The 19,403-nt window shown below is 67.3% G+C and carries 12 protein-coding genes; 5 read left to right on the top strand and 7 right to left on the bottom strand.

Features of this window, described 5'->3' with window-relative positions:
- Positions 1–39 precede the first annotated feature (39 nt).
- Positions 40–2,781, bottom strand: a complete 2,742-nt coding sequence (gene acnA, locus ACFPME_RS13250) for an aconitate hydratase AcnA (protein ID WP_377306067.1) — start codon at positions 2,779–2,781, stop codon at positions 40–42.
- A 265-nt stretch (positions 2,782–3,046) separates the two neighbouring features.
- Here acnA and ACFPME_RS13245 point away from each other — a divergent pair, with 265 nt between their 5' ends.
- Positions 3,047–3,982, top strand: a complete 936-nt coding sequence (locus tag ACFPME_RS13245) for a LysR family transcriptional regulator (RefSeq protein WP_377306065.1) — start codon at positions 3,047–3,049, stop codon at positions 3,980–3,982.
- A gap of 77 nt (positions 3,983–4,059) precedes the next feature.
- Here the strand turns inward: ACFPME_RS13245 and typA are convergent, their stop codons facing one another.
- From typA to ACFPME_RS13230, 3 genes are all read right to left on the bottom strand, one after another.
- A complete protein-coding gene (gene typA, locus ACFPME_RS13240; protein ID WP_377306063.1) occupies positions 4,060–5,886 on the bottom strand; it encodes a translational GTPase TypA in 1,827 nt (608 codons plus the stop codon).
- Positions 5,887–5,948: 62 nt separating this feature from the next.
- Positions 5,949–6,110, bottom strand: a complete 162-nt coding sequence (locus ACFPME_RS13235) for a hypothetical protein (protein ID WP_377306061.1) — start codon at positions 6,108–6,110, stop codon at positions 5,949–5,951.
- A 103-nt stretch (positions 6,111–6,213) separates the two neighbouring features.
- Positions 6,214–7,611 carry a GntP family permease gene (locus ACFPME_RS13230; protein ID WP_377306059.1) on the bottom strand — a complete coding sequence of 466 codons (1,398 nt, stop codon included), beginning with the start codon at positions 7,609–7,611 and terminating at the stop codon, positions 6,214–6,216.
- Between the two features lie 196 nt (positions 7,612–7,807).
- Here ACFPME_RS13230 and ACFPME_RS13225 point away from each other — a divergent pair, with 196 nt between their 5' ends.
- The 3 genes from ACFPME_RS13225 to ACFPME_RS13215 all read left to right on the top strand — a co-directional run bounded on the left by ACFPME_RS13225 (position 7,808) and on the right by ACFPME_RS13215 (position 14,686).
- On the top strand, positions 7,808–10,030 hold the full coding sequence (locus ACFPME_RS13225; protein WP_377306057.1) for a TonB-dependent receptor: 2,223 nt from the start codon (positions 7,808–7,810) through the stop codon (positions 10,028–10,030).
- A gap of 164 nt (positions 10,031–10,194) precedes the next feature.
- Positions 10,195–11,217, top strand: a complete 1,023-nt coding sequence (locus ACFPME_RS13220; RefSeq protein WP_377306055.1) for an extracellular catalytic domain type 2 short-chain-length polyhydroxyalkanoate depolymerase — start codon at positions 10,195–10,197, stop codon at positions 11,215–11,217.
- 160 nt (positions 11,218–11,377) lie between these two features.
- The gene (locus ACFPME_RS13215; RefSeq protein ID WP_377306053.1) at positions 11,378–14,686 is read left to right on the top strand and encodes a hybrid sensor histidine kinase/response regulator; all 3,309 of its coding nucleotides are present in this window, start codon (positions 11,378–11,380) and stop codon (positions 14,684–14,686) included.
- A 117-nt stretch (positions 14,687–14,803) separates the two neighbouring features.
- Here the strand turns inward: ACFPME_RS13215 and ACFPME_RS13210 are convergent, their stop codons facing one another.
- The 3 genes from ACFPME_RS13210 to ACFPME_RS13200 all read right to left on the bottom strand — a co-directional run bounded on the left by ACFPME_RS13210 (position 14,804) and on the right by ACFPME_RS13200 (position 17,331).
- Positions 14,804–15,340, bottom strand: coding sequence for a cytochrome b (locus tag ACFPME_RS13210; RefSeq protein ID WP_377306051.1), 537 nt, complete (start codon positions 15,338–15,340; stop codon positions 14,804–14,806).
- Positions 15,341–15,359: 19 nt separating this feature from the next.
- A complete protein-coding gene (locus ACFPME_RS13205; RefSeq protein ID WP_377306782.1) occupies positions 15,360–16,400 on the bottom strand; it encodes a cytochrome-c peroxidase in 1,041 nt (346 codons plus the stop codon).
- Between the two features lie 271 nt (positions 16,401–16,671).
- Positions 16,672–17,331, bottom strand: a complete 660-nt coding sequence (locus tag ACFPME_RS13200) for a response regulator (RefSeq protein WP_377306049.1) — start codon at positions 17,329–17,331, stop codon at positions 16,672–16,674.
- Positions 17,332–17,447: 116 nt separating this feature from the next.
- Between ACFPME_RS13200 and ACFPME_RS13195 the strand changes: the two genes are divergently transcribed.
- Positions 17,448–19,322, top strand: a complete 1,875-nt coding sequence (locus ACFPME_RS13195) for a 3-hydroxybutyrate oligomer hydrolase family protein (protein WP_377306047.1) — start codon at positions 17,448–17,450, stop codon at positions 19,320–19,322.
- The last annotated feature ends 81 nt before the right edge of the window (positions 19,323–19,403 follow it).

Below are 19,403 nucleotides of genomic sequence, written 5' to 3'. Positions count from 1 at the left end.
ACGGGGCGCCTTCCTGGTTCTGCAATGACGCGCTGAAACTCAGGCAGCCTTCTTGGCGGCCAGTTGACGCAGCACATACTGCAGGATGCCGCCATGACGGAAGAACTCGCGCTCTTTCGGCGTCAGCAGCATCACGTTGACAACGAACTGCTTCTTGGCGCCGTCGGCGGCGATGGCTGTGACGGTCGCCTCCCTCGAGTTGCCGTTGTCGAGGCCGGCGATATCGAAGGTTTCCTTGCCGGTCAGGCCCAGCGTCCGAGCGTTCTGTCCATCCTTGAAACTGCATGGCAGTACGCCCATGCCCACCAGGTTGGAACGATGGATGCGCTCGAAACTCTCGGCGATGACTGCCTTCACACCCAGCAGCAGGGTGCCCTTGGCCGCCCAGTCACGCGACGAACCGGTGCCGTACTCCTTGCCGGCCAGCACCACCAGCGGCGTCTTGTCCGCCTTGTATTTCATCGCGGCATCGTAGATCGCCATCTGCTCGCCGGTCGGCACGTACTGGGTAAAGCCGCCCTCCACGCCGTCCAGCATCTGGTTCTTGATGCGGATGTTGGCGAAGGTGCCGCGCACCATCACGTCGTCGTTGCCGCGGCGCGAACCGTAGGAGTTGAAGTCGACGGGCTGCACGCCGCGCGAGATCAGGAAGCGCCCGGCCGGCGAGTCCTTCTTGATCGCGCCGGCCGGCGAGATGTGGTCGGTGGTGATGGAATCGCCGAACAGGCCCAGGCAGCGCGCGCCATGAATGTCCTCCACTGCCGTCAGCGCCATCGTCATGCCGTCGAAGTAGGGCGGGTTCTTGATGTAGGTGGAGGCTTCGTCCCACGCGTACAGGTCGCCGTCCGGCGAGTCGATCGAACTCCAGCGCTCGTCGCCCTTGAACACGTCGGCGTAGTTCTTGCGGAACATGTCCGAGGTGACCGCGCCCGCCATCAAGTCGCTGATTTCCTGGTTGGTCGGCCAGATGTCCTTCAGGAAGACGTCCTTGCCTTCGCTGTCCTTGCCCAGCGGATCGGTGCCCAGGTTGACGTCGAGCGATCCGGCCAGCGCGTAGGCCACCACCAGCGGCGGCGAGGCAAGGTAGTTCATCTTCACTTCGGCGTGCACGCGGCCCTCGAAGTTGCGGTTGCCGGAAATCACGGCGCCGACGGTGAGGTCGCCGTCGCTGATCGCCTTGCTGATCTCCTGCGGCAGCGGGCCGGAGTTGCCGATGCAGGTGGTGCAGCCGTAGCCGACCAGATAGAAGCCGAGCTTGTCCAGTTCGGTCAGCAGGCCGGTCTTTTCGAGGTAGTCGGTGACCACCTTGGAGCCCGGCGCCAGCGAGGTCTTCACCCACGGCTTGGACTTCAGGCCCCTGGCAGCGGCCTTCTTCGCCACCAGGCCGGCGGCCAGCATCACCGCCGGGTTCGAGGTGTTGGTGCACGAGGTGATCGCGGCGATGACCACGGAGCCATCGTTGACGTGGAAGTCCTGGCCATTCATCGACACGTGCTGGCCGGGTGCAGCCTCGCTCTTGTCGTGACCCACGGCGGTGCCGCCACCTTCGTTGGCGAACCGTGCTTCGGCGCCGTTGCGCCTGGAAGTGGTGCTGCCGAGATTGTCGCGGTAGTTCTGCTTGACGTCGGTGAGCAGAACGCGATCCTGCGGGCGCTTCGGACCGGCCATCGACGGCTTGACGTCGGCGAGGTCCAGCTCCAGCGTGGTGGTGAATTCGGCATGCGCGCTGTTCTCGTCATGCCACAGGCCCTGCGCCTTGGCATACGCTTCGACCAGCGCGACCTGGTCATCGCTGCGGCCGGACAGGCGCAGGTAGCGCAGCGACTCGGCATCGATCGGGAAAATGCCGCAGGTGGCGCCGTACTCCGGCGCCATGTTGCCGATGGTGGCGCGATCGGCCAGCGGCAGGTGCTGCAGGCCCGGGCCGAAGAACTCGACGAACTTGCCGACCACGCCCTGCTTGCGCAGCATCTGGGTGACGGTGAGCACCAGGTCGGTCGCGGTGGCGCCTTCCGGCAGACGGCCGGACAGCTTGAAGCCGACCACCTGCGGAATCAGCATGGAGGAGGGCTGGCCGAGCATGGCCGCCTCCGCCTCGATGCCGCCCACGCCCCAGCCCAGCACGCCCAGGCCGTTGATCATGGTGGTGTGCGAATCGGTGCCGAACACGGTGTCCGGGTACGCCCACAGCTGACCGTCGACATCGCTGCCCATGACCACGCGCGCCAGGTGCTCCAGGTTCACCTGGTGCACGATGCCGGTGCGCGGCGGCACCACCTTGAAATCGGCCAGCGCTTTCTGGCCCCAGCGCAGGAAGCTGTAGCGGGCCTGGTTGCGTTTGAACTCGATCTCGACGTTGCGCTCCAGCGCGTCGGCCGTGCCGAACACGTCGACCTGCACCGAGTGATCGATCACCAGCTCCGCCGGCGACAGCGGGTTGATCAGGGTGGGGTCGCCACCGAGGGCCTTCATCGCGTCGCGCATGGCAGCCAGATCGACCACGCACGGTACGCCGGTGAAATCCTGCAGCAATACGCGCGCCGGCATGAAGGAGATCTCGGTATCAGGCTCCTTTTCCGCACTCCAGGTGGCGACGGCCTCGATCTCCTTCGCGGTGACGTCGACGCCGTCCTCATGGCGCAACAGGTTCTCCAGCAGGATCTTCATCGAGTACGGCAGCCGCTTCAGGTCGAAGCGCTGACCCAGTTTCGTCAGGCTCGCAAAGGCGTAGCTCCTGCCGTTGACCTCGAGGGTGTCGCGTACGGCAAAGGTGTCTTTCATGGTCGTGCTCCTGGCTGAATCCTGCGGCTGGGATGACTGGGCGTCGACGGGCGGTGCCCGCCCGCCGGGCAAAGCGCAATTATCGCGCAAACACTGCACGTCCGCGAACCGGAGCGCCCTTCTGATCGCGCCACGGCGGCTCGCGAAGCGCCGCCCGGGATGCGTGTTCCGGCCGACGCGGCGAGTAGACTGCGCCAACGCCTGCGGCAGACAACGCCGCTCAGGATGAAGCCCATGCCCCTCGCAGACAAACGCCTTTGATGACATGCAGCGTTCGATGATTTCGACCACCCTGGCGGCCGTCTCGCTGCGCGACTTGGCGCTGGTGCAGGCGGTGCATCGCCATGGCAGCTTCAACAGCGCGGCCCGCGCCATGCACATCAGTCCGTCCGGCCTGTCGCACCAGGTGCAGAAGGTGGAGCAGGCGCTGGGTGCGCCGCTGTTCGAGCGCGGTGGCCGCAGCATCGTGCCGACTGCCGGCGGTCAGCGGCTGTTGCAGCAGATCGACGCGGTGCTCGCCGCGGGCGAACACCTGCAGCAGGTTGCGCGTGCCGGCGCCGTCGCCTTCGGCGGCGAATTGCGGCTCGGCGTGCCGGCATCGCTGGGACCTTACCTGCTGCCGCATCTGATCGCGCCCTTTCCGCAGCATTTCCCGGGCGCGCGGCTGGGCATCTCCGAAGGCAAGCCGCGGGGCTTGCTGCGGCGGCTGCGCGAGGGCGAGCTCGATGCGGTGCTGGCGCCGCCGGCACCGGCCGTCAGCGGCATCGCGGTGCGCCCGTTGTTCGTCGAGCCGTGGGAGCTGATGCTGCGCGCCGATCACCCGCTGGCCGGGCAGGGCAGCATCGCCCTGACCCAGCTCGATCCTGCCGACGCCACGTTGATGGCGGAAAGCCATGCCGATGGTCTCGACGGTGAAGGCAGCGAGCACGGCCACGTGCAGGACGTCAGCCTCGAAAGCCTCGCCGCCCTGGTCAGCCTGCGGGGCGGCTATGCGCTGGTACCGGCGCTGGCGCACGAGCGACTGGCGTCGATGCCGAACATCGTGCTGGCAAAACTCAAGGGACAGTCGCCCGGACGCGAGATCGCGCTGTACTGGCGCGACGCCTCGCCATGGCATGACGACCTGCAGAACTTTGCCGAACTGCTGCGCAAGCTGGCGCGGCAACGGCCGGGCCTGCGCGTCCGGGGCGTCACGGCCTGAGTTGCAGTGTTCGATGAAGGCCGAGATGCAGAAGGCCGCCTTGCGGCGGCCTTCTGCATTTCACACGGGGCGACGGATCAACCGCGCGACGCCTTCTTGCGGTCACTCTCGCTGAGGTGGCGCTTGCGCAGGCGGATCTCCTTCGGAGTGACCTCGACCAGCTCGTCGTCCTCGATGAATTCCAGCGCCTGCTCCAGCGAGAACTTGATCGCGGGAGTGAGCTGGATGGCGTCGTCCTTGCCCGAGGCGCGCATGTTGGTCAGCGGCTTGGGCTTGATCGCATTGACCGTCAGGTCGTTGTCCTTGGAATGGATGCCGACCAGCTGGCCTTCATACACTTCGTCGCCTTCGGCGGCCAGCAGCTTGCCGCGCTCCTGCAGCGGGCCGAGCGAGTAGGCTGGCGTGCTGCCGGCTGCGTTGGCGATCATCACGCCGTTCTGGCGCTTGGCGATGGCGCCCTCGGCCTTCGGACCGTAATGGTCGAACACGTGGAACAGCAGGCCTGAACCCTGGGTCAGGGTGCGGAACTCGGTCTGGAAGCCGATCAGGCCACGCGCCGGGATCTCATAGTCCAGACGCACGCGACCGCGGCCGTCCGACTCCATGTTCTTGAGCTGGCCCTTGCGCATGCCCAGGCGCTCCATCACGCCGCCCTGGTGGACTTCCTCGACGTCGACCACCAGCTGCTCGATCGGCTCCATCGGCTTGCCGTCGATCTCCTTGATGATGACTTCCGGACGCGACACCGCCAGCTCGTAGCCTTCGCGGCGCATGTTCTCGATCAGCACCGACAGGTGCAGCTCGCCACGGCCGGAGACCAGGAATTTGTCCGGATCGGAACCTTCCTCGACCTTCAGCGCCACGTTGTGCAGCGTCTCGCGCTCGAGGCGCTCGCGCAGCTGGCGGCTGGTGATGAACTTGCCGCCGCTCTTGTCCTTGTTGCCGGCGAACGGCGAATTGTTGACCTGGAAGGTCATGCTGATGGTCGGCTCGTCGACGGTCAGCGCTTCCAGCGCTTCGGGCGTGTCGAGCGCGCACACGGTGTCGGAGATGGAGAGATCCTGAATGCCCGAGATGGCGACGATATCGCCGGCTTCGGCTTCTTCCACTTCGCGCCGCTCCAGGCCCATGAAGCCGAGCACCTGCAGCACCTTGCCGGTGCGCTTCTTGCCGTGGCGGTCGACGATGGAGACCTGCTGATTGGTCTTGACCTTGCCGCGCTGGATGCGGCCGATGCCGATCAGGCCGACATAGCTGTTGTAGTCGAGCTGGCTGATGCGCATCTGGAACGGGCCGTCCGGATCGACGTCGGGCGCGCTCACGTGCTGCATGATCGCTTCGTACAGCGGCGTCATGTCGCCTTCGCGCACGGTGCTGTCGAGGCTCGCATAGCCGTGCAGGGCGGACGCGTACACCACCGGGAAGTCGAGCTGCTCGTTGGTTGCGCCGATGCGATCGAACAGGTCGAAGGTCTGGTCAAGCACCCAATCCGGGCGCGCGCCGGGGCGATCGACCTTGTTGATCACCACGATCGGCTTGAAGCCCATGTCGAAGGCCTTCTGCGTCACGAAGCGGGTCTGCGGCATCGGGCCGTCCATCGCGTCGACCAGGATCAGCACCGAGTCGACCATCGACAGCACGCGCTCCACTTCGCCGCCGAAATCCGCATGGCCCGGCGTGTCGACGATGTTGATGCGGTTGCCGTTCCACTCGATCGCGGTGTTCTTGGCCAGGATGGTGATGCCGCGTTCCTTCTCCTGGTCGTTCGAGTCCATCACGCGCTCGGCCAGCACCGTGCGTTCGGAGAACGTGCCGGACTGCTTGAGCAGGCAATCGACCAGGGTGGTCTTGCCGTGATCGACGTGGGCGACGATGGCGATGTTGCGCAGTTTTTCGATGGACATAGAAAGCACTCGGGTGGCGCTAGTAGCCACCACGTGGGTTATCAGAAGGATTAGCCCATCGATTATACGGATTTACGTGGCAGTTTGCTGCGCTGCCGCGTCAGCCGTTCATGGTGGCTGAGCCCGCGCGCTGCGCCGGCGACGCCGAAGAACGCCTCGACCTTGCTGGACACGCCGGACCGGTCGATCCGGAGATCGCCGGCGTTGCGATGCGCCGGCGCCATGGTGTCATCACGGCGGGCCCGCGCCGACCTTGCGGCACGAACAGCCGCAGCGCGGGCAGCCGGGTTGCTGCCGGTCGGGGAGCGACGCCGTTGTGGTGGCCGCCTAGACCACGCCGGTGAGGTAGTACGCAGCGATCACCACCAGCACCGCCAGCGTCTTGATCAAGGTGATCGCGAAGATGTCCTTGTACGCCTGCCGGTGGGTCAACCCGGTCACCGCCAGCAGGGTGATCACGGCCCCGTTGTGCGGCAGCGTGTCCATGCCGCCGGAGGCCATCGCGGCGACCCGGTGCAGTATCTCCATCGGGATGCCGGCGGCGTTGGCGTTGGCGATGAAGGTCTCGGCCATCGCGCCCAGCGCGATGCTCATGCCGCCGGAAGCCGAGCCGGTGATGCCGGCCAGCGCGGTGACGGTGACCGCCTCGTTGAGCAGCGGATTCGGAATCGCGTGCAGCGCATCGGCGGCCAGCCTGAAGCCGGGCAGGGCGGCGATCACCGCGCCGAAGCCGTACTCCGAGGCCGTATTCATCGAGGCCAGCAGCGCGCCGCCGACGGCCACCTTGCTGCCGTCGGCGAAGTGCCGGACCACCGGCCGCCAGGCGAACGCCAGCACGCACAGGATGCCGACCAGCAACGCGCCCTCGACCGCCCAGATCGCGGCGACCTTGGACACTTCCTGCACCACCGGCTTCGCGTTGCCGACCACGCTGGGCAGGAACGACTGGGTTTCGCCGTACGCACGCGGGATCAGGTCGGTGAACAGCTTGTTGCACACACCGACCAGCACCAGCGGCAGCAGCGCGACCAGCGGATGCGCCAGCTTGCCGCCTTCGAACGGGGCCGGCTCGTTGACCAGGTTGTCGCCATAGCCTTCGCCGGCCGCGGCGGCCTTGCGCCGGCGCCAGTCCAGGTAAGTCAGGCCGACGACCAGGATGAACGCCGCGCCGACCGTGCCCAGCCAGGGCGCCGCCCAGGTGTTGGTGCCGAAGAACGAGGTGGGGATGATGTTCTGGATCTGCGGCGTGCCCGGCAGCGAATCCATGGTGAAGGTGAACGCGCCCAGCGCGATGGTGCCAGGGATCAGCCGCTTGGGGATGTCGGACTGGCGAAAGAGTTCGGCGGCGAACGGGTACACCGCGAACACCACCACGAACAGCGACACGCCGCCGTAGGTCAGCAGCGCACACACCAGCACGATCGACAGGATCGCCCGGCTGCGCCCGACCAGGCCGATGGTCGCCGCCACGATCGACGTGGAGAAACCCGACAGTTCGATCAGCTTGCCGAACACCGCACCCAGCATGAACACCGGGAAGTACAGCTTGAGGAAGCCGACCATCTTGTCCATGAACAGGCCGGTGAACATCGGCGCCACCAGCGACGGATCGGTCAGCAGCACCGCGCCCAGCGCGGCGATCGGCGCGAACAGGATGACGCTGTAGCCGCGATAGGCTGCGAACATCAGGAAGCACAGCGCAGCCAGCACGATCAGAAACGCCATCCGTGAATCTCCGCAATGAGCCCGGCCAGCGACGATGGCCATGGCAGTGGCTGCGGAGTATCCGCAGCAGCGTCCGCCGGCGGCACTGTACGAAGGTACAAGTGCCCGTGGCCCGGCGGATGCCTAAGCTCGCTTCGTCAGCATCCATCATCGATGGCTGCGCTCGCTGCCGACCACCACGGGGAAAGGGGAAACCATGAAACGCACGTATCTGAGTCTGGCGATCGGCCTGGCCACCGGATTGCTGTACACGGCACCGTCGTACGCGCAGCAGGCCGCTGATGCCGGCAGCGAGCCGGCGCAGCCGGGTCAGGCCAAGCAGCTCGAGCAGATCACGGTCACCGCGCGCAAGCGCGAGGAAACCCTGCAGGACGTGCCGATCGCGGTCAGTGCCTTCACCGCGCAGGCGCTGGAAACGCAGAATGTGCAGAACCTGGCCGACCTGCAAGGCAAGGTGCCTTCGCTGCAGATCTACGCCGCCCGCGGTTCCAACACCACGCTCACCGCCTATATCCGCGGCGTCGGCCAGGCCGACCCGACCTGGGGCTTCGACCCGGGCGTGGGCATCTATCTGGACGACGTCTACCTGGCGCGTCCGCAGGGCGCGGTGCTGGACGTGTTCGACGTCAGCCGCATCGAGGTGCTGCGCGGCCCGCAGGGCACGCTGTACGGCAAGAACACCATCGGCGGCGCGATCAAGTACGTCTCCAACCCGCTGCCGGTGAAGACCGGGGGCTCGGTGGAAGCCACCGTGGGCACCCACGGCGAGAAAGACGTCAAGGCCAGTCTCGGCGGCGCCAGTGCGGACCAGGTGTGGCGTGGACGCATCGCCTACGCCAGCGGGCACAACGACGGTTTCGGCGAGGACATCCTCACCGGCAGCCGCAACGGCAACAAGAACACCAATGCCGCGCGCGCCACGATCGGCTTCTTCCCGTCCAGCCAGTTCAACATGCAGCTGTCGGTCGACGGCGTGCGCGACAACTCCAATCCGCGCGGCGCCAGGATGCTCACGGTGAACAAGCTCGACCCGGCCTACCAACCGCTGTCGAGCGACTTCGACACCCGCAGCGGCTTCGCCCAGCTCAACCACACCAAGCTCTACGGCAGCGCACTGACGATGAACTGGATCGCCAGCGCGAACTGGTCGCTGAAATCCGTGACCGCCGTGCGCGGCTCCTCGACCGATACCAACATCGACTTCGACACGTTGCCGGAGAAAATCGCCGACGTGAACGCGGTCTACAAGGATCATCAGTTCAGCCAGGAATTCCAGGCCAACTACGACGCCGGCGGCAGCCTGCACGGCGTGTTCGGCGCGTACTACTTCGACGGCCGCGCCGATGGCGAGATCCACAACATCTTCCTCGGCTCGCCGCCGTACTCCACGCTAGGCCTGTCGCAGTACGGCAGCACCGGCGGCCGCATGGGTACCAAGAGCTATGCGGGCTACGGCGATTTCACCTGGGACATCAATCCGAGCTGGAGCCTGGACGTGGGGCTGCGCTACACCCACGAGACCAAGACCGCGCTGATCCAGAACTTCGGCTTCTCGGACGCCACGTTCACCACGCGCACCAGCACGCTGGCCGACTTCAGCGGCTCGCACGCGACCAGCAACATCTCGCCGAAGGTCTCGCTGGACTGGAGCGTGAACGACCAGGTGAAGCTCTACGCCAGCTACTCGGAGGGTTTCCACTCCGGCGGCTACAACATCCGCGCCAACTGCGTGGCGGTGCCCAGTTCGTGCCGCCCGATCGACGACGAAAAGGTGCAGTCGTTCGAACTGGGCAGCAAGATGACCTTCCTCGACGGCGCGCTGATGATGAACACGGCGCTGTTCCACAACCTCTACACCAACATCCAGCTGTCGGTATTCAGCTCCTACACGCTGCCCAACGGCAGCCAGGGCTTCTTCGGCGATTTCACCAACGCCGGCAAGGGCCACATCGACGGCCTGGAAGAGGAGTTTGCCTGGAAGCCGGCCGAAAACTGGACCCTGCGCGGCAACGTCGCCTACCTGCACACCAAGTACACCGAGTACATGACCCGTGGCGTCAACGTCGCCGACCAGCAGAAGTTCACCAATGCGCCGAAGTGGTCCGGCGGCCTCTCGCTGGAGAACACCACGCCGCTGGCCGGCGGCGGCAGCGTCAGCGCGCGGGTGAACTACACCTACCAGTCCATGGTGTACCCGGAAACCACGCTGTCGCCGCTGATCGCCCAGCCCGCGTACGGCCTGTGGAACGCCGGCGTCATCTGGCAGATCAACCAGCCCTGGTCGCTCAGCTTGCAGGGCAGCAACCTGGCCAACAAGTCCTACCGCACCACCGGCTACAACGTCGGCGCGCTGGGCATCTACACCGGCTTCTACGGTGCCCCGCGGATGGTTACGCTGACCGCGAAGTACCGGTTCTGAGGCGGTCGTTTCTCCCCATCCCCGCGCGAGCGCCAACGTGCTCCCGCGGGGCGTTTTTTCCACTGCCGGCACGGGCCGTGGTGGATGACATCGCGGTTCCGGCCGCGTCCGCGCGGCTCCATGAGCCTGCCGGGCACCTGCCGGTCCGCCAACGGAGAAAAAGCATGCGCAAGACTTTCGGTCTGTTGGCCCTGCTGCTGGTCGCGCCGCTGGCCCGCGCGGGCGACGCGCCGCCGCTGCCCGCCTTGAAGATCGACGCTTCGCGCACCGCCATGGTCGGCCTTTCCTCCGGTGCGTACATGGCCGCACAGGCGCAGCTGGCGTACCCGGAGCTGTTCCCCAACGCGGCCATCGTGGCCGGCGGTCCGTTCGGCTGCGCCGGCGGCAAGCTGGACGTGGCGCTGGGCAGCTGCATGAAGGGCGTGCCCGCGCCCGATGTCGGTGCGCTGGTGGCCGCCGCGACCCGTCGTTCGGCATCCGGCGAGATCGGCGCGCTGAAGGATCTCGCTCACGCCCGCGTCTACCTGCTGCACGGCAGGGACGACGCGTTGGTGGCGCCGGCAGTGGTCGAGGCGGGCGCCCATTTCTACGAGCGGCTGCGCGACGCCACGCCGGGCTTGAAGGGCATGCAGGTGCATGACGATGGTCAGCGTGCGTTCGCGCACAACTTGCCGGTAGCGGCCACCGGCGACGACTGCGACAAATCGGTGGCGCCGTATCTTGGCCATTGCGGTTTCGACGCGGCGGGCGAAATTTTCTCGCGGATGTTCGGCAAGCCGAGGCGCGCGGCGACCGCAGCGCGTGGCGAGCTGCGCACGTTCGACCAGGACGCACTGCGTCCCGATGGCGCCGATGCCTTCCTGGCCAGCACCGGCTACGTCTACCTGCCACCGGCCTGCCTCGCCGGCAAGCCGTGCGGCGTGATGATCGCGCTCCACGGCTGCAAGCAGAATGCGCAGGCTGTGGGCGAGTCGTTCGTCAAGGACGCCGGCTTCAACCGCTGGGCCGACGTCTACGATGTGGCGGTGCTATATCCTCAGACCCGCGCAAGTTTCGCGCCCTTGAATCCGCAAGCATGCTGGGACTGGTGGGGATATTCCGGAGCCGACTACGACAGCCGCCACGGCGTGCAGTTGCGCTGGCTGGTGAACGCGGTGCATGCGTTGGGGTTGCCTGTTCAGCCTTGATGCCGCATCGCTGCGCCTGTTTTCCCTTCCCTGTGGGAGCGGCTTCAGTCGCGATGCTTTGGTTCGGTCGCCCTGATCTGCGAAGAGCATCGCGACTGAAGCCGCTCCCACAGGGAAGCGTGCTGAGGACGATTTCGATCTCGGTCCAAAGGGTCCACCCATGCTGAGCGTCGGCGCCATCGCCTTCGCCGCGCTGTGCTGGCTCGGCCTGCTGTTCGGCGTGGCGCTGCTCGGCGAACGCCGTCCGCATCTGTTCGAGAAGCGCTGGGCGATCGTGTACGCGCTGTCGCTGGCGATCCACTGCACATCGTGGACGTTCTACGGTACGGTGACCCAGGCCAGCCGTTCGGGCTGGTGGCTGCCGCCGACGTTTGTCGGGGCGATCCTGGTCTACCTGTTTGCGCTGAAGTTCCTCGGCCGGCTGGTGCAACTGGTGCGCGAGTACAACGCCGGCTCGCTGGCCGACCTGATCGCGGTGCGGCTGGGTCGGCATTCCGGACTGGCGGCGCTGGTCACCGCGGTCGTGGTGATCGGCATCGTGCCGTACATCGCATTGCAGCTGAAGGCGGTGGCGATGAGCTACGGCATCCTCAGCCAGGGTCAGCTGTCCGAATCCGATCCGTGGCAGGACAGCGCACTGTACGTGGCGCTGTTGATGGCGCTGTTCGCGATGCTGTTCGGCACGCGGCGCGCGTCGACCATGGCGCACAACCGCGGTCTGGTGCTGGCGATGGCGTTCGAGTCGCTGTTCAAGCTGGGCGCGATGCTGGCGCTGGGCACGATGCTGTTCACCGCGCTGCCCGCAGGCCTGCCGGTCAACGTGCCGCCGGCACCGGACAGCGGCGGCTTTCCGGCGTTGATCCTGCTCGGTGCACTGGCGATGTTCACCATGCCGCACCAGTTCTACGCAGGCATCGTGGAATGCCGAAACGACGGCAACCTGCGAACCGCGCGCTGGCTGTTCCCGCTGTACCTGTTGCTGATCTCCCTGCCGATCCTGCCGCTGGCGCGGATGGGCGATGCATGGCTGGGATCGAGTGGCGTGTCGTCGGACATGTATGTGCTGGCGCTGCCGCTGGCGCGCGGCGATCACGGGCTGGCGCTGATCGCGTTCCTCGGCGGCCTCAGTGCGGCCACCAGCATGGTGGTGATCGCGACGCTGACGCTGAGCCTGATGGTGGTCAACCACTTCATCGCGCCAGTGCGCGTGCGCGCCGGCTGGGGCCGCGACGAACACGGCGACCTGCGCGGCGAACTGCTGAACCATCGGCGCGTGGCGATCCTGGTGGTGATCCTGCTGGCTTGGGCGTACAGCCGCGCGCTGGCGCGCAACGAAGCGCTGGCCGATATCGGCGCGATCTCGTTCTCCGCGCTGGCTGGCCTGACGCCGGCGTTGCTGGCGGCGGTGTACCGCCCGCAGCTGGGTTCGCGTGCGGTGATGGCAGGGCTGGCCGTGGGCACGCTGGTGTGGATGTATGCAGTGCTGCCCGCCTTGTTGCCGACCGCGCAGGCGTGGTTGCATGGCGGCCCCTGGGGCCTGCAGTGGCTGGCACCGGACGGCCTGCTCGGGCTGGCCAACTGGAACCGGCTTGGCCGCGCGGTGGTGGCGGGTTTGCTGGTGAACGTGGCGGTGACGCTGGTCGTCGCCGGCTCACGCTATGGCCGCGCCGCGCGCGCGATCAGCGTGGGTGACGTGGGCCTGGTGGAATTGCGTGCGCTGGCCGCGCGCTTCCTGCCGCCCGAGCGCGTGGCGCACCTGTTCAACGACGCGCCGCGAACCGGGTCGTCCGGCGGCGCCCGGGTGGCCGAGGTCGAGCATGAACTGGCTGCGGTGATCGGTGCCGCCTCCGCCCGCCTGTTGCTGGAAGTGGTGCACCGGCAAGGGCGCGACCAGCTCGATACCGTGGCCGCGATCGTCGGCGAGGCGACGCAGGATCTGCGCTTCAACCAGCGCGTGCTGGAGGCGGCGCTGGAGAACATGAGCCAGGGCATCTGCGTGGTCGACGCCGAGCTGCGGCTGGTGGCATGGAACCGCTGCTACGCCGAGCTGTTCGGCTATCCGCCCGGACTGCTGCAGGTCGGGCGCGCGGTGGCGGAGCTGACGCGCTACAACATCGGCCGCGGCATGATCGGCGGCGGTGAACTCGATGAGCGCGTGGAGCGCCGCCTGAGCCACATGCGCGCCGGCACGCGACACCTGTCGGAGCGGCGTTTTCCGGGTGGCAGCGTGGTGGAGATCCGCGGCAACCCGATGCCCGGCGGCGGCTTCGTCGCCACCTTCACCGACGTCACCGCGTTCCGCCAGGCGGAAGATTCGCTCCTGCGCGCCAACGAGACGCTGGAACTGCGCGTGGGCGAACGCACCCGCGCCTTGACGGCCGCCTCCGCCGAGGCGCAGGCCGCGAACGAGGCGAAGAGCCGCTTCCTCGCCGCGGTCACGCATGACCTGATGCAGCCGCTGCACGCGGCGCAGCTGTTCGCCCACGCACTGACCGGGCGTGGCGCCGACAGCAGCACCGCCAACCATCTCAACGGCGCGCTCGCCGCCACCGAAAGCCTGCTCGCCGGACTCCTCGACATCGCGCGCCTGGAAGGCGGACGGCTGCATCCGCAGCCGCGCGACTTTCCGCTGGCGGAGGTGCTCGATCCGCTCGCCGCCGAGTTCCACGCCATCGCGCTCGACCGCGGCGCGCGCCTTGATGTGGTCGGCAGCCGCGCCTGGGTGCAGTCCGATCCGCAATTGCTGCGCCGCGTGCTGCAGAACTTTCTCTCCAACGCGCTGCGTTATGCCGAGCATGGCCGTGTGCTGCTCGGCGCGCGCCGCCACGGTGCGCAACTGCGCGTGGAAGTGTGGGACACCGGCCCCGGCATCGCGGCGGACGAGCGGCAGCTGATCTTCCAGGAGTTCCGCCGCGGCAGCGCCGCGGGCGGGCAGGGACTCGGCCTGGGCCTGTCGATCGCGCAACGCATGGCTGGATTGCTCGGCCATCCCCTGGGCCTGCGCTCGTGGCCCGGCCGCGGCAGCGTGTTCCACCTCGACCTGCCGCTGGTGCAGGCGTCTGTACGGCCCGCGCCGGCGGCGCTCGCGCAACAGCCACTGCCAGCCGGGCGCGCCCTGGTGCTCGACAACGAACCGGCCGCGCTCGCCGCGCTTGCCCACCTGCTCACCCGCTGGGGCTGGCTGGTGCACGCCGCGCGCAATGCCGAGCAGGCACTGGCGGCGCCGTGGCGGCCGGACCTGCACATCCTCGACTTCCATCTGGACGGCGGACGCACCGGGCTGGACGTGTGGGAGCTGCTGTGCGCGCGACACGCCGACGTGCCGACCGTGATGCTGACCGCCGACCGCGACGGCGAGCTGCGCCAGCGATTGCTGGATGCCGGAATCGGCGTGCTCTACAAGCCGCTGAAGCCGCTGGCGCTGCGGCAGGTACTGCAGCGGGCCGCGGCCGGCGTGGCGCGCGCGTGAGCCAACGGGCGCGCCCGTTCGTCGTCTGCGCGGCAATGGAGCATCCGCGCCAACCACGCGGGGTGTGGTGACTGGGCGGACACGGCAGCATGCTGAGGACGCGCCGGCCAGTAGCGCTCAAAGCATCCTTCGCAACGTGTTGTCGCGGACAAGAAAGTGATGCCACAACGAAGCGGCTATATGTGCGCCGATCACCCAGTAGAAAATTTCCCCGAGTGTCTCGTGGATCTCGCCGATGGATTCGTGGGCCGCATGATCCGGACCCACCAGGGCCGGAAGGCTCCAGTTCACCCACGGCAGGCTGACGAGGTCGCCCGCATAGTTGACCTGGAGGATGCCCAGGATGGGCTGGACCAGCAGGAACGCATACAGCGCCAGGTGCAGCACGCGGGCGGCAACGGTGATCAGGGCTTTCGGCGCAGGAACGATAGGCGGCACCGCGGTGGTGAGCCGGGCAAGCATGCGAGGCAGCAACAGCACCAGCACCGCAAGCCCGGCCAGATAGTGCCCTTGCATCATCAGCGAAGGCGCGGCCCCGTTGTCGTCCTCATCGTCGCCGAGATCGACAAGCAGATAGGCCGCCACGATTGCCAGCACGGTCAGCCAATGCGTCCAGCGAACAAGCGCGCTGTAGCGGGTCGCGTTCTGATTCATGGGCCATGCATCCGCAAGTCTACGGCTTGGGCCGGGGAGTGGTTGCCACACTCGGCGGCAGGATCGGCAGCGTGACCACGGGCTGGTCGCCCGTCAGTGCGCCAAGGAACGCCTGGATTTTTCCAACCTCGTCGTCGGTCAGCTTGGCGCCAAGCTGACTGCTCCCCATGATCGCGATCGCCTGCCGCAGATCCCAGACCTTGCCGGTGTGGAAATAGGGAGCGGTAAGGGCGATGTTGCGCAGTGAGGGCACCCGGAACACGTACTCGTCGCTGACGGTCTTGGTCACCGCGAAACGCCCCTTGTCGCCCGGCGGCAGAATCTCGGCGCCGGGGCGCTCGACGACTCCGAACGGGGCGTACATGCCGCCGCCCAGGTTGACGCCGTTATGGCAGGCGGCGCAGCCCTTGCTGATGAACAGCGCCAGTCCCTCTTTCCGTGGGGCATCGAGCGCTTTGTCATCGCCTGCGAGGTAGCGGTCGAACGGCGCATTGGGCGTGATCAACGTCGCCTCGAACACCGCTATGGCTTTGCGAACATTGTCGAGCGTGATCGGGTCGGGTGCACCGGGGTAGGCTTTGGCGAACGCGCTGGCATAGCCCGGGATGCCTGTGAGCTGCTCGACCACATGCGTTTCCGTGGTGCCCATTTCGACCGGGTTGACCATTGGCCCACCGGCTTGCTGTTCGAGATCCTTCGCCCGTCCATCCCAGAATTGCGCGACATCGAACACGGCGTTGTAGACGGTGGGCGCGTTGCGCCCGCCATGCTGCCAGCGATGGCCCAGTGACGTTTCCTGCAGGTCGACGCCACCCATGCCGATCATGTGGCAGGAGTTGCAGCTGATGGCATGGCTTTCCGAGAGTCGCGGCTCGAAGTAGAGCATCTTGCCAAGCGCCACCTTGGCCGGCGTCGAACCATTGCCAGGCAGCGACGGTGCCCTGGCGGGTATCGGCTTGAACAGCCCTTGCGCCTGTTTCATCAGGGCCGATTGCGACCAAGCCGCGCCTGGCCCGCAGCAGACAAGGGCAACCAAGGATGCGATCGCTTTTGAGTACATCGAGGGACCTCCTTCTCTTTGCGCGCGAGCCCTATAAAAATGGGCGTGGCATCCATGGATGTCGTGCCCGGACAGGGAGCCATCCATGGCGATTCGGCATCCCTTTCGATAACCGCTCCCGGAAGTGCGTGCTCGCCTTGGGGATGGTCACGCAGCCAGCGCTGCGCTTAGTTGATCTGGGTCAACAGCTCTGCTGGGTCCGGCCGCGGGCATGCAGGCTGCGAGCCCGACGGCGCGGCGGCGGGGGTCGAACACCGAGGGCGTCGGTGGCTCAACCTATTCTTGCCGGTTCCCCCAGCTCCAACGCCCGCAACACCATTCCCGCCTGCGTTCTGTTCCGCACCCCGAGCTTTTCGAAGATCGCGGTGACGTGGGCCTTGACGGTGCGTTCCTGGATCGCCAGCCGATCGGCGATCTGCTTGTTGAGCAGGCCTTCGGCGAGCAATGCGAGCACCCGGGATTGTTGTTCGGTGAGCCGGGCGAGGCGGCTGGCCAGGCTGGCGTCGGCCGGGTCGGCGGGCAGGGCGGCGACGGCGTCGGCGAGGCCGGGCGGCAGCCAGTTGCCGCAATCGAGCACCTGACGGATCGCCTCGCCGATCTCGGCAGGGCTGGCGCTCTTGGGGATGAAGCCGGCGGCGCCGTGATCAAGCACCCGGCGCACGATGCGCGGCTCGTCGTGGGCGGAAACCACCAGCACCGCGACGCCAGGGTGTTGGCCGCGCAGCGCAGCCAGCCCGGACAGGCCCCGGCTGCCGGGCATGTGCAGATCGAGCAGTACCAGGTCGATGTCCCGCTCGCCGACCAGCGCGGCGAGCGCGGCGGGCAGGTCCGCGGCCTCGTGCACCACGCAATCGGGCAGGCTCTCGCTGGCAGCCAGGCGCAGCGCGGCGCGAAACAAGGGATGGTCGTCGGCGATCAGCAGGCTGGGCATGCCGTGGAACTTAGCGGGCGGCGGCGGCGCCGTCGAGTTGCCGAAGCCAGCCCGGCGTCGTCCAGGTCGGACTTTCGTACGATGGCGCGTGGCGGCGTGCTTGCTATGGTGGCGGAATGAAAAAAGCCGCCGGCCTTTCAGTTCTGCTGTTCTTGCCTGCGTTGGTATCCGTCATGCTGTCGGCTTGTGCCACCAACGCAACAAGAAGAGGCTCTGCCATGCGGGAGATTGATTACGGCGACGTGCGCGTGACCGAACATCGCGGTGATGATGACCTGCTGAGCGCGGGACTGGGGCTGGCCGGCCTGGCCGGTGCGCCGCTGCCGTTCGCCAACCCGCTCGGTCCCACCGCCGAAGAACTGCGCCGGCGCGCGATCCAGTCCAACTGGAAGGGCATTGCCGATCTCGGTCCGCTGGGCGGCTACGGCACGGTGTATGGCGGTGTGCCGGATGTGCCCGGTCGCGAGTATCAGGCGTTTGCGCGTATCCCCGGGGCACGTGCGCCGCATCGTGTGCTTCTGCAATTGCCTGACCATTTCGACCGGCGCAAGCGCTGCCTTGTCGTCACGGCGTCGTCCGGGTCGCGCGGCATTTACGGTTCGATTGCGCTGGCCGGTGCATGGGGTCTGCCGCACGGCTGCGCGGTTGCCTATACCGACAAGGGCGCCGGCACCGGCTATTTCGACTTCGCCGGTCACAGCGGCGTGGCACTCGATGGCCGCCGTGCCAGGCGCGGCGAAGCTGAGCTGGAGTTCCAGCCCTTGCCTGCATCGCCGACGTCCGGCATCGCGGTGAAGCACATGCATTCGGGCGACAACCCGGAGGCCGACTGGGGGCGGCATGTGATCCAGGCCGCGCAGTTCGGGCTGGCCATGCTCGACCGCGCGTTTCCGGACGACGCGCCGTTCACCCCGCATAACACCAAGATCATCGCGACCGGCATTTCCAACGGTGGCGGTGCGGTGTTGCAGGCCGCTGGCCTGGATCGCGACGAAAAAAACGGGGGCGGCTTCTTCGCCGGCGTGGTCGCGCTGGAACCGAACGTGCACGTGGCCGGATACGGCCGCGCGATGTACGACTACGGCACCGAGGCGGCGATCTGGCTGCCATGTGCATTGAGCAGCGAGCGCTTTGCCGCCGCGCCGTTCGCGCGTGGTCCGCGCGGCGTCGTGCCGCCGGCCGGGCCGCTGCGCTGCGCCAGCCTGCGCGCGCAGGGCAAGCTGAGCGGCAATACCCTGGCCGAACAGGCGGAGCAGGGCTACCGGTATCTGCGCACCCGGGGCTGGACCGACGAGGCCATGGAGACCGCCGCCACCTCCACCGCGTTCGACCTCTGGCGGATCATCACGGCGGGCTATGCCTCGGCCTATCTGCGCCGCGGCGCTTCGGACATGCCGTGCGGCTTTCGCTATGCGGCGATCGACGCCAGGGGTGTGGCCGGCGCCTCCGACCCCGCCGCCGAGGCGGCATGGTGGGCGGATGGTTCCGGCATCCCGCCGGGCAACGGCATCGGTCTGTTCGGCGGCACCAACGTCTCCACCGACCCCACGTTGATGGGCAACGAATGTCTGCGTGCGTTGTGGACCGGCGACGATCACGAATCGCAGGCCTTGCGTGCATCCATCGCGGCCACCGTCGCCAGGCTGCCGCGCAGCGATTTGCCGCTGTGGGTGGTGCATGGGGCCAGCGATGGATTGCTGCCGACCGCGTTCAGCTCGGAGCCGTATGTGGCCTGGCTGCGCGAAGAAGGACGCGAGCCGATCTATTGGAAGGTGCCGCACGCGCAACACTTCGATGCCTTCCTGGCATTGCCTGGTTTCGGTGAACGCCACGTGCCGCTGCTGCCGTTTGGTTATGCGGCGCTGGACCGGCTATGGGCGCATCTGTACGAAGGTGCGAGGTGGCCGACCGACGTACCGACCCCGGCGGCCAGGCCTCGCGGCGCGGGCGCGCTGGAGCACGGCATGCTGGGCCTGCCGGACTTCCACTGACATGCTCTTGCGGTGGCGTGCAAGGTCAGCCTCGGGACGGCTGCGCTCCGACCTTGCTGCGCCACGCTCGGGGCGACGGTG

It is taken from the genome of Rhodanobacter umsongensis, assembly GCF_042654965.1.
Taxonomy (GTDB): domain Bacteria; phylum Pseudomonadota; class Gammaproteobacteria; order Xanthomonadales; family Rhodanobacteraceae; genus Rhodanobacter; species Rhodanobacter umsongensis.
This window is presented reverse-complemented; position numbering and strand designations above follow the sequence as displayed.

Coding starts and splice junctions, on each gene's coding strand:
- ACFPME_RS13195 (WP_377306047.1), top strand. CDS start 17,448: ATGAAAAAAGCCGCCGGCCTTTCAGTTCTGCTGTTCTTGCCTGCGTTG.
- ACFPME_RS13215 (WP_377306053.1), top strand. CDS start 11,378: ATGCTGAGCGTCGGCGCCATCGCCTTCGCCGCGCTGTGCTGGCTCGGC.
- ACFPME_RS13210 (WP_377306051.1), bottom strand. CDS start 15,340: ATGAATCAGAACGCGACCCGCTACAGCGCGCTTGTTCGCTGGACGCAT.
- ACFPME_RS13245 (WP_377306065.1), top strand. CDS start 3,047: ATGCAGCGTTCGATGATTTCGACCACCCTGGCGGCCGTCTCGCTGCGC.
- ACFPME_RS13205 (WP_377306782.1), bottom strand. CDS start 16,400: ATGTACTCAAAAGCGATCGCATCCTTGGTTGCCCTTGTCTGCTGCGGG.
- ACFPME_RS13200 (WP_377306049.1), bottom strand. CDS start 17,331: ATGCCCAGCCTGCTGATCGCCGACGACCATCCCTTGTTTCGCGCCGCG.
- ACFPME_RS13220 (WP_377306055.1), top strand. CDS start 10,195: ATGCGCAAGACTTTCGGTCTGTTGGCCCTGCTGCTGGTCGCGCCGCTG.
- ACFPME_RS13230 (WP_377306059.1), bottom strand. CDS start 7,611: ATGGCGTTTCTGATCGTGCTGGCTGCGCTGTGCTTCCTGATGTTCGCA.
- ACFPME_RS13235 (WP_377306061.1), bottom strand. CDS start 6,110: ATGGCGCCGGCGCATCGCAACGCCGGCGATCTCCGGATCGACCGGTCC.
- ACFPME_RS13225 (WP_377306057.1), top strand. CDS start 7,808: ATGAAACGCACGTATCTGAGTCTGGCGATCGGCCTGGCCACCGGATTG.
- typA (WP_377306063.1), bottom strand. CDS start 5,886: ATGTCCATCGAAAAACTGCGCAACATCGCCATCGTCGCCCACGTCGAT.
- acnA (WP_377306067.1), bottom strand. CDS start 2,781: ATGAAAGACACCTTTGCCGTACGCGACACCCTCGAGGTCAACGGCAGG.